Below are 13,956 nucleotides of genomic sequence, written 5' to 3' on the forward strand. Positions count from 1 at the left end.
GGCCTCGTGAATCGGGGCTCGCACAGGAGGTTTGCAATGGGCGCTATTTTGAATCTGGTCGAACGCAATCTGCACGAAGTGCATGTCGACGCCGACCGCATGCTGTTCCACATTCCCAGCAGCTCGCTGTTCGCCAGCGATGAGCTGACGGGCACCATCATCGATACCTTGCGCGGCCCCGGCTGCTCATCGGACGACCTGATCCAGCGCTTGGCCGCACGCTTCAACGGCGAAGAAATCACCGAAACCCTGCGTGAGCTGATTTCCCTGGAACTGGTCAGCGACGGCTCACCGCTGTCGCCGGACATCGGTACCAAACGGGTGGAGCGCACCGCAATCAATACCGTGGTGCTCAACGTCAACACGGGCTGCAATCTGAGCTGCACCTACTGCTACAAAGAAGACCTCGACAAGCCCTCGGCGGGCAAGAAGATGGACGTCGAAACGGCAGTCGCTTCGGTAGAAATGCTGCTGCGCGAATCCCCCGATGAAGAGCGTTTCACTGTGGTGTTCTTCGGGGGAGAGCCGCTGAGCAACCGCAAGCTGATCGAGTACATGGTCGACTACTGTGAAAAGCGGTTTGCCGAGGCGGGCAAGTTCGTCGAGTTCGTCATGACCACCAACGCCACGCTGCTCACCGAAGACACCGTGGACTACCTCAACGCCCACCGCTTCGGGCTCTCGGTGAGTATCGACGGGCCGAAGACCGTGCATGATCGCAATCGCATCACGGTGGGTGGGCAGGGCACGTATGACGTGGTGCGGCGCAAGGCCGAGATGCTGTTGTCGCGTTACAACAGCCGTCCAGTGGGCGCGCGGGTGACCCTGACCACTGGCGTTACCGATGTAGAGACCATCTGGGACCACCTGTTCAACGAACTGGGATTTGCCGAGGTCGGTTTTGCTCCGGTGACGTCCGGTGATATCAGCAGCTTCAACCTTTCCAGCGACGAACTGATCGAGGTCTTCGCCAACATGAAAAAGCTCGGTCGTCGTTACCTGGAAGCGGCACTGGAGCACCGCAACATCGGGTTCTCCAACCTGCACCAGTTGATCACCGACATCCATGAAGGCCACAAGAAAGCCCTGCCGTGCGGCGCGGGCCTGAAGATGCTGGCGGTGGATCACAAGGGCGAATTGAACCTGTGCCACCGCTTTACCGGTTCGAGCCTGCCGACGTTCGGCAACGTTCACAGCGGGGTGAAACAGGTCGAGTTGAATGACTTCCTGTCCCAGCGGCTCGACCGTACCAATACTGGCTGTGAAGACTGCCAGATCCGCAATCTCTGCTCCGGCGGCTGCTACCACGAGAGCTACGCCCGATACGGCGACCCGACTCATCCGACCTACCACTACTGCGAACTGATGCGTGACTGGGTCGACTTCGGCATCGAGGTCTACACCCGGATCATGGCTCACAACCCTGCGTTCATCAGCAGTTACATCACTCCGCGCAAGGCTCACTGATATGAAACATCTCAAGGCAATCAACAACAAAGCCCAGAAACTCGATCAGGCCGCGGCCGAGAACCGAATCGAAGAAGTGGTGGCGATGAGCTCCGTCGCCGGCTGCGCCTCGACCACCGATCCTGGTTGGGAAATCGACGCGTTCGGCGGCGTGTCGTCGCTGTGCCAGCCGATGGAAGCCGACCTGTATGGTTGCTCCGACCCCTGCTGGTGGCCGGCCCAGGTGCCGGACATGATGAGCACCTATCCGGACTGGAACAAGGATGCCCAGGCGTCCAACGAAAACTGGCGCAACCTCGGCACCGTTTTTCCTAAAGACAAGTGATCGGTCATGAAGAAGGATTCCAGCATGCAATGCATCAAAGCCTGCGGCTTGGCCGCGTTCGGTGTCCTGGGCCTTATCTCATTCGATGTCCTGGCCGATGAAAACACCGCACTGCAAAGCGGTCACGAGTACATGGTGACCACCAATTATCCGAACAACCTGCACGTAATCGACCTGGCCACCGACAGTCTGTTCAAGACCTGCAAGATGCCGGACGCCTTCGGTCCCGGCACCGTGCAACTGTCGCCGGATCGCAAGACGGCCTACGTGTTGAACAACCATTACGCGGATATTTACGGTGTTGAGCTGGACAGCTGCAAACAGGTCTTTCACGCCAGCATCACCCAGAAACCGGGGGAGAAAGCGAAATCCATGTTCGCTTTTACTGTTGGCCACGACGGCAAGGAACTCTTTGCCATCGCCAACCCGACGTTGATGCTCAACGACCGTTACGAAGTACAGCAACCCCGGCTCGATGTGTACGCCACCGATGCCGGCATGAACGCCAAACCTGTTCGCAGTTTTCCGGCTCCGCGGCAGCTGACCATCATGCAAAGCGGTGACGATGGCACGCTGTATGTGGCGGGAGCGGATGTCTACAAGGTCAACGTGAACACCGGCAAATTCGACGTGCTGATCCCCAGTCGTCATTGGAAGCGTGAAAACTACAGCGCGCCGGACGTGCTTTATGTGTGGAACCAGCAAACGTACCGCCATGATTTTTCGCTGCTCTATACCGCCGCGAAATTCAAGGACAAGCAGCAGGACCCGGCCACTGCCGAATACCTCTATGGGTTGTTCAGCATCGACCTGAAAACCGGCAAGACCGAAACCACCGACTTCGGCCCTCTGACGGAGATCTATTTCAGTGGCATGCGTTCGCCCAAGGACCCGAACCTGATGTTCGGTGTACTCAACCGTCTGGCCAAGTACGACATCAAGCAGAAAAAACTGCTTCAGGCCGCCACGCTGGACCATTCCTTTTACTGCATTTCGTTCAACAAGGCCGGCAGCAAAATTTACCTGGCGGGTACCTTCAACGACGTAGCGGTGTTCGACGCCGACAGTTTGAAGCAGATCGGCAACATCAAATTGCCCGGCGGTGATATGGCGATTACCACGGCGCAGATATTCACGCGTTAAAAACAAAGAGGGCAAGCCATTCAACAAAGCGCCGTGGTTGAAACCCCGGACCACATTTGGATCGTACAGAGAGAACAGATATGAGTGTCCCCAGTTACACCCGTGGACCGCAAACCACACCCTTGCTGGCGATGACCATTGGCGCGGCGTTCGACCGAGCGGTGGAACGGTTCTGCGATCGCGAAGCGTTGGTCGTACGGCATCAAGGGCTGCGCTACACCTGGGCACAGTTGGCCGAGGAGGTGGACTGTTGCGCACGAGGATTGCTCGCGCTGGGCCTCAAGGCCGGTGAACGGGTCGGCATCTGGTCGCCGAACTGCGCGCAATGGTGCATTGCCCAATTCGCAACCGCCAAGGTGGGAGCGGTGTTGGTGAACATCAATCCGGCCTACCGCCTGACCGAGCTTGAATACACCCTCAAGCAGTCGGGGTGCCGCTGGCTGATTTGTGCCGATTCGTTCAAGACCTCCAACTACCACGCGATGCTTCATGATCTGCTGCCCGAACTCCAACGCTGCGCCGTAGGCGAACTGCAAAGTGGCCGGTTGCCTGAGTTGCGGGGCGTGATCAGCCTTGGCGATGCGCCAGCCGCCGGTATGTTGTCATGGGAGGGGTTGCGAGACCTGACGGAACGAGTGGCTCCGGAGCAATTGCGCGAACGCGGCGAACAATTGCAGTTCGACGATCCGGTCAACATCCAGTACACCTCGGGGACCACCGGATTCCCTAAAGGCGCCACCCTCAGCCATTACAACATCCTGAATAACGGCTTTATGGTCGGTGAAAGCCTGAAGCTCAGCGAGCAAGACCGGCTGGTAATACCGGTGCCGTTGTATCACTGCTTCGGCATGGTCATGGGTAACCTGGGTTGTGTCACCCACGGAACGACAATGATCTACCCCAGTGCGGCGTTCGATCCTCTGGAGACCTTGCGGGCCGCCGCACAGGAGAAAGCGACCGGCGTGTATGGCGTGCCGACCATGTTCATCGCGATGCTCGACCACCCGCAGCGCCAGTCATTGGATTTGAGTCATCTGCGAACGGGCATCATGGCCGGCTCCACCTGCCCGATCGAAGTCATGAAGCGGGTGATCGAAGACCTGCACCTCAAGGAGATGCAGATCGCCTACGGCATGACCGAAACCAGCCCGGTCTCCACCCAGACCGGGCCGGACGACGATATCGAACACCGAGTCACCCGTGTCGGCCGCACCCAGCCGCACTTGGAAAGCAAGGTTATCGACGAACAGAACCGGGTCGTTCCTCGCGGTCAGATTGGCGAACTGTGTACTCGCGGCTACAGCGTGATGCTGGGCTACTGGAACAACCCGCAGGCGACCGCGCAGGCCATCGACGATGCGGGCTGGATGCACACCGGCGACCTGGCAATCATGGACGACGAGGGTTATCTGAAGATCATCGGGCGCAATAAGGACATGATCATTCGAGGGGGCGAGAACGTCTACCCGCGCGAAATAGAGGAGTTCTTCTTCAGCCATCCTTCGGTGGCAGACGTTCAGGTCATCGGTGTTCCGGACAAGGTCTATGGGGAAGAGATCGTTGCTTGGATCAGGCTGCACGAGGGACACCAGGCAAGCGCTGAAGAGCTGCGCGATTACTGCAAGGGCCGGATCGCTCATTTCAAGACGCCACGCCACTTCAAGTTCGTTGACAACTTTCCGATGACCGTCAGCGGTAAGGTGCAGAAGTTCCGCATGCGTGAAATCAGCGTAGAGGAACTGGGAACGCCCGGTTCGCCGATGCCCTTGATAGGCGGTTGAGGGATGAAAAGTGGCAACCTGACTGACCCATGTCTATAGTTTTTGGCGCCTAATAGCTACAGGAGACATGGACATGAGTCAGGACATTTCGCCCGCCGCTGCAGCGGCGCGGAACACAGGCATGGTTGCCACCACCTTATGGGGCTCGGACACTGTCGCAGGTATCACGGTCGATCCGGACGGTGCTATCTGGCTGGGCGCTTACAGTCGCCTGGGATTGGGAGGCGAAGAGGACTCGGGCTTCACCGGTAGCCTGGTCCGGTTCAATGCCGACGGTAGCCTGGACCGCAGCTTCAGTGGAGACGGTAAATCGCTTCTTCCTGTGTCGCTCGATATCGAGGACGGCGGTAATGCCGCGGTGCAGCCGGGAGGCGGTTACCTGGTGGCGCAGTACGTGCAAGTCGGCGACGCCTGGGTATCGGGGATAAGTCGCACCTTGGCGGACGGCAGCCTGGATACGAGTTTCGGGAATGGCGGCACCGCGATCGTGCCTTTTTACTGGAATGACAATTTAGGCCAGCAAGCGTCGTTCTCCGTGCAACGCGACGGAAGCTTTTTCGCAAGCGCGGGGTATCCCTCCGGGGAGATCTATATCGCCCGCTTCGACGCGACGGGGGCCTTGATCCCGTCTTTCGCAGAGGCAGGGGTCTTGCACCTGCCAGCCTCCGTCGGCATTCACCCCGGCGGCACGATCGACGTTTCGCTGCAGGAAGACGGGAAAGTATTGGTCACAGGGCAAGATACCCTGACCCGCCTCAACCCGGACGGTACCCTGGATAGCGGCTTCGCGAACGGGGGCAGCCTGGCCCTGGATGTCCATGCGGATGCCCTCGTCATCCAGGATGACGGCAAAATCCTGCTGGCGGGCGCCTCGGGGGGCGTGGCGACCGTCACCCGACTCAACGCCGACGGCTCGCTCGACAGCAGCTTCGGTGACCAGGGTAAGGTGAGTTGGGGCTCGCAAAACGCTCCTTTTGCGATCGCCGACATGATTGTGCTGGCCAACGGCAAGGTATTGATTGGCGCAAGCCAAGGTACAAGCGCGGACGGCTACCTGGCCTCCCTGGTTCAGTTGAACCCCGACGGTAGCCTGGACCACAGCTTTGGCAATCCCGACGACGGCTATCACCACGTCGACGGTGGCCGCGATGATGATTTCTTGCCCGGTACCGCGTCATTCGACGATGCGATCTCTGGCGGGGCCGGTAACGATCTGCTCGATGGCCAGGAAGGTCGTGACCTGCTGACGGGCGGGGCCGGTGCCGATACGTTCCGTTACGAGTCAGTCGCAGACAGTTACCGAACCGCAACCACCGCCCATAGCGACCGAATCACCGACTTCGACCCCAGCACCGATACCCTCGATCTCTCATCCCTGGGCTTCCTCGGGCTAGGCAATGGCTATGACGGAACGCTGGCGATACGCGTCAATGAAAGCGGGACGCGGACCTACCTCAAGAGTTTCGAGGCCAACGCGGATGGGGAACGCTTCGAAGTGGTCTTCGAGGGTAATTTGGGCCAAACGCTGGATGAAACCAACGTCCTGTTCCAGCAAGCCAGGTTGGTGGGCACCGAAGGGGACGATCGTTTACAAGGCAACGCCCGAGGCGAAATCATCGAAGGGCACGCGGGCGATGATCGCCTCTATGGAGCGTTAGGCAATGACGTATTGATTGGCGCAGAAGGCCGGGACCAATTGGTCGGTGGCGGCAACAACGACGTGTTCCGCTTCGACCTGCTGAGCGACAGCTACCGTACCGCCACCGAAAACCACACTGACCGCCTGATGGACTACACCACGGGTGAAGACACGATCGATGTGTCCGCCTTGGGCTTTACCCGACTCGGCAATGGGTACAACGGCACCTTGGATGTGGTTGTCAATGAAGCCAAGAACCTGACTTACTTGAAGAGCTACGAAGCCGACGCATCAGGGGCTCGATTCGAGTTGAGCCTGGTCGGGGATCACTCCGGTTACCGTGACTTGAACATCATCTTCGCCGAGCCCCCGCAAGAGGAGGTCTTTCAACTGATCGGAGTGGCTGACTCGCTGGCGTGAAACGCAAACCTGGCTGTTCCGGGCCTAAGGCGTTGGCATGAAAGGCCCGCTTGGATGTCAATCCAGCTGCGCTGGGCATAACCTTGGCATTTGGTGGTGCCCAGCGTATGGTTCGGCTGGTTGACGGCCCGACCTTAATATTCCCAGTTCATGGATTAAAACCGATGGCAACGATTGAACGTTTTCAGAGCAACGCGCGGATGTCCGGTGTGGTTAGTCACGGCGATCTGCTTTATCTCTCCGGCCAGGTACCTACTGATCTACAGGCTGGCATCGAAGAGCAGACGCAGCAGGTGCTGGCCAAAATCGAAGCCTTGTTGGCGTTGGCGGGCAGCGACAAGGACCAGCTTTTGAGCGCACAGATCTGGCTTAAAGACATTGATCGTGATTTCGCGGCGATGAACTCAGTGTGGGATGCTTGGCTTCCAACCGACTGCGCTCCTGCACGGGCCACTGTTCAGGCAAATCTGGCGCGACCCGAGGTGCTGGTTGAGATCATGGTAATAGCAGCGAAACCTGCCCTTGATGCTTGATCCCTTTATGACAAGCTCGGCCATCAATCTCCAGAATTAATGGCTATGTCTCTACGCGCACTTCGAACACTGCTTGCCATTGCCCAATACGGTTCTTTTGTTAGGGCCGCGGACGCCGTGCATTTGACCCAGTCAGCGATCAGCCTTCACGTCCGGTCTTTGGAGGAAGATTTCAATACACTTCTGTTTGATCGCTCACGGCGGTTGCCGGTGCTGACGGATGCTGGGCATATTGCCGTTGAGCGCGCGCGAGAAATTCTAGCCTTATACGACGGCATCTCGTCCGAGATTGGAGGCGACACTGAGTTGCGCGGCAGGCTTAGAATCGGTGCCATTCATACAGCGCTGGCGAGCGTGTTGCCTCTCGCGCTGTCGGCATTGCGTGCCGAACATCCTCACCTGCGCATCACTGTTGCGTCGGGAATGTCCGCCGAATTGGCCACGCGCGTAGAGGCGGGCGAGCTTGACGTTGCGATCACCACCGAACCGGTAAAACCACACCCTTACGGCCTGGCAAGCACAGTCCTTTACGAGGAAGGGTTCTGGATCATCGCGCCGGTATCACACGCGCATGAGGACTTGAAGCTTCTACTCAAAAGCCAGCCGTTCATTCGATTCGATCGTCGCGCCTGGGCAGGTCGAACCATTGAGCGAGAGCTTCGCGCTATGCGGCTGCGTGTGGAGACCAGCATGGAGCTGGATAGCCAGGATGCGATTATCAAGATGGTCTCAAGCGGGTTGGGCGTATCGATCGTTCCGCTCTCCCGGCATCAAGTCATAAGCTTGAAAACACTGGCCGTTCAACCGTTCGGCATCCCTCAAAAAACCAGGCGTGTGGTATTGCTGGAGCGCGAAGATCGTCCGCTTGCGCGACTGGCGGCAGCGCTGGCGAACGCGGTGAAAGCCCATGTCTTGCCCGATTAACCATGAGTAATACTTGTTGATCGCTGAAGTTTAAACCGTTTTTATTTTGGAGTTCGACCTCTTAACGTGGTCCTCAGTCATTGAGTTCTTGGGGGCACCATGATCAGTAGACCTACCGTAGACATGCCGCTGATGAGCCGACGGATTGTGGAATGCGAACCGTTGGCACAGAAAATCAAGGCACGCGCATGACCCTCTCCTTGCTGACTGCCTTGTTGCCCATCGCGCTATTGATCGTGCTGGGCGCGTGGCTCAAGCATTGTCAGTTTCTGGCGGATACTTTTTGGGCGCAGGCGGAACGCTTGGCGTATTACGTGTTGTTGCCTTCTCTTTTCTTTCACGGACTGGCGACCGCCAACCTTGATGGCGTGCCGTTTCAAAGCATGGTTTCGGTGCTCGTATTCTCGACTGTTGTGGTATCGCTAATGTTGTTGAGCGCCAGATCGCTGATCACCACGGACGATGCTGCGTTCACTTCGGTTTTTCAGGGGGGGATACGTTTCAATAATTACGTGGGTGTGTCGGCAGCTGCGGGCTTGTTCGGTGTGCAGGGTATAGCCCTGGCCGCGGTCGCGAACGCGGCCATCGTGCCCAGTGTGAACATTTTGTGTGTATTGGTCTTCGCAAAGTACGGCTCAGGCGGCAGGATGCCATTGGGCAAAGTCCTCAAACAGTTGGCACTGAACCCGCTGATACTTGCGTGCTTCGCCGGCGGATTGATCCAATTCTCGGGCTTGGGATTACCTGTGGGCATTGAGCCGATGCTCAAAGCCTTGGGACAAATGTCACTACCGCTCGGATTGCTCTGCGTGGGTGCTGCGCTTGAGTTCGCAAGCATCAGGCAATGGTGGCGTCCGGTTGGTTATTCGTCGCTGACCAAGTTTTTAATCATGCCGCTGGTGACACTTTGGGCGTGCCACCTATTCGGACTTGAAGGAAAGGCCGCGGTTGCAGCACTTCTGTTCCAAGCACTGCCCACGGCCTCGTCCTCCTTCATCATGGCAAGGCAGTTAGGAGGGGATGCCCCCCTTATGGCTGGGATCATTGCTTGCCAGACCATGCTGGCGGGACTGGCACTTCCAGCTGTCATCCTCGTGATGACCCAGTGGATTTGAGCGCGCTCTCAGCCATGCTACCAGGCTAGTCAACGCGGGACGGCCTGCGCTCCGACTCATAATCAGACACGTCAGGCCGTCAGACGACTTGTTGCAGTGCGTTCAGGCTTGTCAGTACTTCCACTGCATGGCGACTTCCAGACTGCGGGGTTCCCCCACGTAATATTGAGTGTTGCTCTGGTGGATGAAACGGGCATAGACCTCGTCGGTCAGGTTGCGCAGGCGCGCGCTGAGTTGCAGGTGTTTGTCCAGGTCGTGGGTCATGGACAGGCCGTACAGGGTGTAGGAAGGCACCCACATCGTATTGGCGGTGTTGGCGTAAACCGACGACACGTAGCGCGCGTCGGCCCCGAGTTGCCAGCCAGGAGCCACGTCATAGGTCAGCCAGAGATTGGCTACCCGATCTGGAATGTTCACCGGATTATTGCCTTTGCGTGAGTGCACGACGCCTGCGATGGTTTCATTGAACTCGTCGTACTCGGCCCTGACCCAAGTGACGTTGCCGGCCGCCAATAGCTTGGGCGTGACCTTGAACGACGCTGCCAGCTCAATGCCGGTGGAGGTTTGCTGACCCGCTTGTTCGGTGGTGTTGGGCACCGTCGAGGAGGGGACGGAGATGTTCTTGCGCACGATGCGGTAGGCCGCGGCGGTGGCCGAGCCGCGACCGTCAAGAAAATCGAACTTGCTGCCCACCTCGACTTGGCGACCGGTGCTCAAGTCAAAATCGCCCACCTGGGCAATGGAGGCGCTGGTCAGCGTGCCTCCCGGCGGCTCGGCCGACGTACTGTATTGGGTATAAAGGCTGACATTGGACGTCAGGTCGTACACCAGGCCCACGCGACCCGTGACTGCATCCCAACGCTTGTCGAGCCTGGCCTGGGCCACATGATCGACGACCTCGAAGTCGATGTGGTCATAGCGCAGCGCGGTGATCAGCGCCAGTTGTTCGGTCAGGCGCGTACGGTTCTCGACGAAAGCCGAGGAGGTATCGGTCCAGGTGCTGCGACCTTTAGCGCGGGGTGCGTCCATCCCCGGAATGTCCAAAAACTGGCCCGGCTCAAAGCCATTTGGGTCGATGGTATCGAAGGCACCTTTGGACAGTGGGTAGTTGGTTTGCTGGTTGGTGTTGTAATCCACGCCCAGGGCCCAATCGCTGGCCAGGCCGAACAGCTGAGCCTGGTGAGTCAGCTCGATACGGTCACCGTTGACCTCCTGGTCGTGCCGCTGGCGGTAACCGCCGGAGCGGGCGATGGCGCTGTTGTCGCTGTTGTAGCGGTAGACCTCAAGGTTGCGGTAATCGCGCTGGCCGTCGTAGTGATAGAAGGTGTTGCGCAATTGGGTGTTGTCGTCCAGATGGTAGTCGGTGATTGAACGTATCCAGCGGGTGCGCTGCTCGTAACGACCGTCCTCGACATTGTAGTTGTTGAAGCGGTTGTGCTTGTCGATGTGCAACTTGCCGGACAGCGGTTGCAATACCGGCGTGCCCCAGTAGGGACTGTCTTCCTTCTCCTCCAGGTATTCGATCGCCAGCGTATGGGAGAGTCGGTCGTTGATGTCGCTGAGCAGGGAGAAGGCCAGGTTGCCCGCACCGTTCTCCTGGCGATCGATGTAGCCGTTGCTGCTGGTGCGGCTGTAGTCGAGCCGCGCATAGTGACGTGGACCGTCACCGCTGTTGAGCGCCTTATTGAAGCCGACTGCGGTTTCCCAAGTGTCGTAGCGACCGTAGCTCATCCGGCCCTCGAAGGTATCTTCCTCGCGGTTGGCGAGCTTAGTGATCACGTTCAGGCTGCCACCCACGGCACCGCTGCCGTTGAGGAACGAGGAGGGGCCGCCGAGCAATTCCACCCGGTCATAAATCCATGCGCCGACCGGACGCGCTGCGCCGCCGTATTGCAGGTTGATGCCGTTGAACAACTGGCTGATCTGGGCACCGTTGAAACCACGATACGACACATAGCCGCCCCAGCCGGGCGGTGCAGAAGCGTTTACGCCTGGCAGAGCGTTCGCCGCATCCTGAAAGTTGCGCGCGCCGATGCGTTCCATTGTCTTGCGATCGGCCACGCTCACAGAGGCCGGGTTTTCCCGGGCACTGAGGTTCAGACGCGAGCCGCTTTCGATGGGGGTGTCCAGGTCCAGGCTGGTCGCCGGTTTCGGCTGGTCGGCCGAGGCGTTGATATAGCTGGTGGGTAAATTCAGGGTTGTGTCTTGCGCCCACGCGCAGGTGCTGCCCGCGAGCAGCGCCAAAGTAGTCAAGCGAAACATGAATAGCTTCCTGGCTTAATTCGATGAGCACACACCGACCGCGCGTCAGGCAGCGGCTAGTGGTGATGATGTCAAGGCGAGGGAAGCAGGGCGGGGGAGGCGCGAGGATTGATCAGGGGCCAGCGCTGCCTGGGTAAGCAACGGGTAGGTTGTGCGGGCAAGGGCCAGGCTGGTTCGCCGGCAAGCAAGGCGAGCAGCCCGAAGAACGCCGCGAGCAGGATCGCACCGAACAGGCTGGCAATGACGCAATCAGCCTCGACGGGCAGTGACGGGGCGGGCGCATCATGCAGGCTTTCGAAGACTGCACCGCCGCCTGTGGAGCAAAGCAGTCCGCCGTCCAAACCGCTCAATCGCAAGCCGGCCATTTGCCCGTGGCCCATCGCGCACAGCAACGATGCGAACAGGACGCTGAAATACAGCACCCAGGCAATCATCGATTTTTTGCGGCTGGCCAGCTTCATCAGCAAAGCTCGTTGAGAAGGAACGGTTTTTTGGCGAGCGGATTCTACATTTTTTGACCCGTCAGTGGGCTTTTCAACAGTCCGACCTACAGGGACTGCCTTGCTCAACCTTCAGTCCGGGCAGGAGGGTGTCGCAGAAAAACGTCGCGATGGATTCCGGCGAGCGCGGGCCGCCGGGCTTGATCCACAAGTAGCTGTAATGGTGTATGCCAAGGATAGCCTTGACGGCCAACGCGTCAGCTGTACGGAAGGTCCCCTCGTTCACGCCGGCCTTGAGGATTTGCGACCAGAGCTTTTCATACTGCCGGTGCAGGTCGAGCAACTCGGTCTGGCGCTCGCCAATGACGGAATACACCTCCCGGAAACATACCGTCATTTCGGCCAGGTGAGTGACAATCGTGCGCATCACAATGGCCGAGAACTGGCGAAATTTATCCTCCGCGGGCAGGTCACTCTCGCACAGAGGCGTGCCCTCAGCGATGAGCACCCGCAAGTACCGGCTGGTGATCTCGAACAGGAGCTCTTCCTTGCTGCCGATGTGGTAATACAGCGCGCCTCGAGCCAGGCCGGTGGCTTTTTCCAACTCAGCCATGCCGGTCGCGTGAAACCCGCGCGTCGAAAACAATTGCGCAGCGACTTTCAGTATCCGCTCCTTGGTGCTGGTTTCAGCAGGTTCGGCAGCGACGACGGCGTTCTTTTTTCCCATGGGCCATTTCCAACCGGTTGAGCGGCAATCATACCCATGCGTGCGCGTTGAAGGATACAAACGGGAGTAGCTCATCCGAGGGTCGTAGGAAGATAGTTGTATTGACCGATCGGTACAGAGACGACTATAAGCCCAGCGTAGTTGAACGTGTTTCAACGGGCGCGGTGGCGTCGAACGTTCTAAGAGCCTGCCTGGGCATTGGGATCGACCATGACAATAAGCAAACACCCCACACTGGCGTCCAACTCGTCAGCATCGGCCAGATTGGTAGCGATGACCTGTTTCGCCCTGTTCGCCTTCGCCGCTAACTCATTGCTGTGCCGCCTGGCGCTTAAGCACACTGATATCGATGCCGCGAGCTTCAGCGTTGTCCGGCTGGTCAGCGGGGCCTCGGTGTTAGGGCTGATGTGCCTCATGAGGCGGTCCTCAACCCTAACCAAAGGCAGTTGGAAGGGCGCCGCAGCCTTGTTCGTTTACGTCTTTGCTTTTTCCTTCGCGTACCGTCATTTGGAGACCGGGACGGGGGCGCTGTTGTTGTTTGGCGCGGTTCAACTGAGCATGGTTCTGTTCGGCTTGTTCAAAGGCGAACGGATGCATACGCGGGCAATCGTTGGGTTTGTGTTGGCGATGGCTGGCCTGGTCAGTCTGCTGCTGCCAGGCGCAGCCGCTCCCGACCCCGTTAGCGCGCTTACGATGCTGTTATCGGGGCTGGCATGGGGAATCTACTCGCTGCTTGGCAAAACTGTCGCCGATCCGCTGGCGACCACAACCGGCAATTTCCTGCGGTCGATTCCCCTGGTCCTGATGGCAAGCTTGCCGTTTCTCTCAACGCTGCGTTGGGATGCGCTGGGTGTGTTTTATGCGGTTCTTTCCGGCGCGCTGGCGTCGGGCGTCGGCTACGCGGTCTGGTATGTCGCGGTGCGTCATCTTGCGGCGTTTCAAGCCGCGACGGTGCAGTTGAGCGTGCCCATCCTGGCTTCGCTGGCGGGTATCGTATTTCTGGGTGAAAGCCTGAGCGTAAGGATGGTCTTGGCATCCGTCGCCGTGCTGGGGGGTGTTGCTTTGGTGCTGGGTAGCAAACGGCACGGCTAGTTGGCATTGGATGGATAACCGTTCGTTTGGCTATGGGCTGAGTAGGTCACGGGTGATTTAGTGAACTTTTACCCTACGAATCCATTCC

The 13,956-nt window shown here is 58.7% G+C and carries 12 protein-coding genes; 9 read left to right on the plus strand and 3 right to left on the minus strand.

What is annotated here, in order from left to right; all coding sequences use genetic code 11:
- Positions 1–36 precede the first annotated feature (36 nt).
- The 8 genes from peaB to J3P90_RS11385 all read left to right on the plus strand — a co-directional run bounded on the left by peaB (position 37) and on the right by J3P90_RS11385 (position 9,347).
- Complete coding sequence (gene peaB / locus J3P90_RS11350) at positions 37–1,467, plus strand: quinohemoprotein amine dehydrogenase maturation protein (protein WP_434606170.1); 1,431 nt, start codon at positions 37–39, stop codon at positions 1,465–1,467.
- A gap of 1 nt (position 1,468) precedes the next feature.
- A complete protein-coding gene (gene qhpC / locus J3P90_RS11355; protein WP_007933151.1) occupies positions 1,469–1,792 on the plus strand; it encodes a quinohemoprotein amine dehydrogenase subunit gamma in 324 nt (107 codons plus the stop codon).
- Between the two features lie 24 nt (positions 1,793–1,816).
- Positions 1,817–2,935, plus strand: coding sequence for a quinohemoprotein amine dehydrogenase subunit beta (gene peaD, locus J3P90_RS11360; protein WP_434676378.1), 1,119 nt, complete (start codon positions 1,817–1,819; stop codon positions 2,933–2,935).
- Positions 2,936–3,015: 80 nt separating this feature from the next.
- Positions 3,016–4,716, plus strand: coding sequence for an AMP-binding protein (locus J3P90_RS11365; RefSeq protein WP_434676379.1), 1,701 nt, complete (start codon positions 3,016–3,018; stop codon positions 4,714–4,716).
- A 73-nt stretch (positions 4,717–4,789) separates the two neighbouring features.
- Positions 4,790–6,775 carry a M10 family metallopeptidase C-terminal domain-containing protein gene (locus J3P90_RS11370; RefSeq protein ID WP_434676380.1) on the plus strand — a complete coding sequence of 662 codons (1,986 nt, stop codon included), beginning with the start codon at positions 4,790–4,792 and terminating at the stop codon, positions 6,773–6,775.
- A 164-nt stretch (positions 6,776–6,939) separates the two neighbouring features.
- Positions 6,940–7,308, plus strand: a complete 369-nt coding sequence (locus tag J3P90_RS11375; protein ID WP_434651133.1) for a RidA family protein — start codon at positions 6,940–6,942, stop codon at positions 7,306–7,308.
- 45 nt (positions 7,309–7,353) lie between these two features.
- Positions 7,354–8,232: a LysR substrate-binding domain-containing protein gene (locus J3P90_RS11380; RefSeq protein ID WP_434559287.1), complete on the plus strand. Its 879-nt coding sequence runs from the start codon at positions 7,354–7,356 to the stop codon at positions 8,230–8,232.
- Between the two features lie 188 nt (positions 8,233–8,420).
- Entirely contained in the window at positions 8,421–9,347 is a 927-nt protein-coding gene (locus J3P90_RS11385; protein WP_434676381.1) for an AEC family transporter, read from the plus strand.
- A 111-nt stretch (positions 9,348–9,458) separates the two neighbouring features.
- Here J3P90_RS11385 and J3P90_RS11390 read toward each other — a convergent pair whose 3' ends face one another.
- The 3 genes from J3P90_RS11390 to J3P90_RS11400 form a co-directional block, all read right to left on the minus strand.
- Positions 9,459–11,609 (minus strand): TonB-dependent receptor, encoded by a 2,151-nt coding sequence (locus tag J3P90_RS11390; protein ID WP_434676382.1) that lies wholly within the window; start codon positions 11,607–11,609, stop codon positions 9,459–9,461.
- A 71-nt stretch (positions 11,610–11,680) separates the two neighbouring features.
- On the minus strand, positions 11,681–12,070 hold the full coding sequence (locus J3P90_RS11395) for a DUF2946 family protein (protein ID WP_434606155.1): 390 nt from the start codon (positions 12,068–12,070) through the stop codon (positions 11,681–11,683).
- A gap of 73 nt (positions 12,071–12,143) precedes the next feature.
- Positions 12,144–12,851 (minus strand): TetR/AcrR family transcriptional regulator, encoded by a 708-nt coding sequence (locus tag J3P90_RS11400; protein WP_434676383.1) that lies wholly within the window; start codon positions 12,849–12,851, stop codon positions 12,144–12,146.
- 198 nt (positions 12,852–13,049) lie between these two features.
- Between J3P90_RS11400 and J3P90_RS11405 the strand changes: the two genes are divergently transcribed.
- Positions 13,050–13,868 carry a DMT family transporter gene (locus tag J3P90_RS11405; RefSeq protein WP_434676384.1) on the plus strand — a complete coding sequence of 273 codons (819 nt, stop codon included), beginning with the start codon at positions 13,050–13,052 and terminating at the stop codon, positions 13,866–13,868.
- Positions 13,869–13,956: the final 88 nt, after the last annotated feature.

This window comes from Pseudomonas sp. D3-10 (genome assembly GCF_051132175.1).
Classification (GTDB): Bacteria; Pseudomonadota; Gammaproteobacteria; order Pseudomonadales; family Pseudomonadaceae; genus Aquipseudomonas.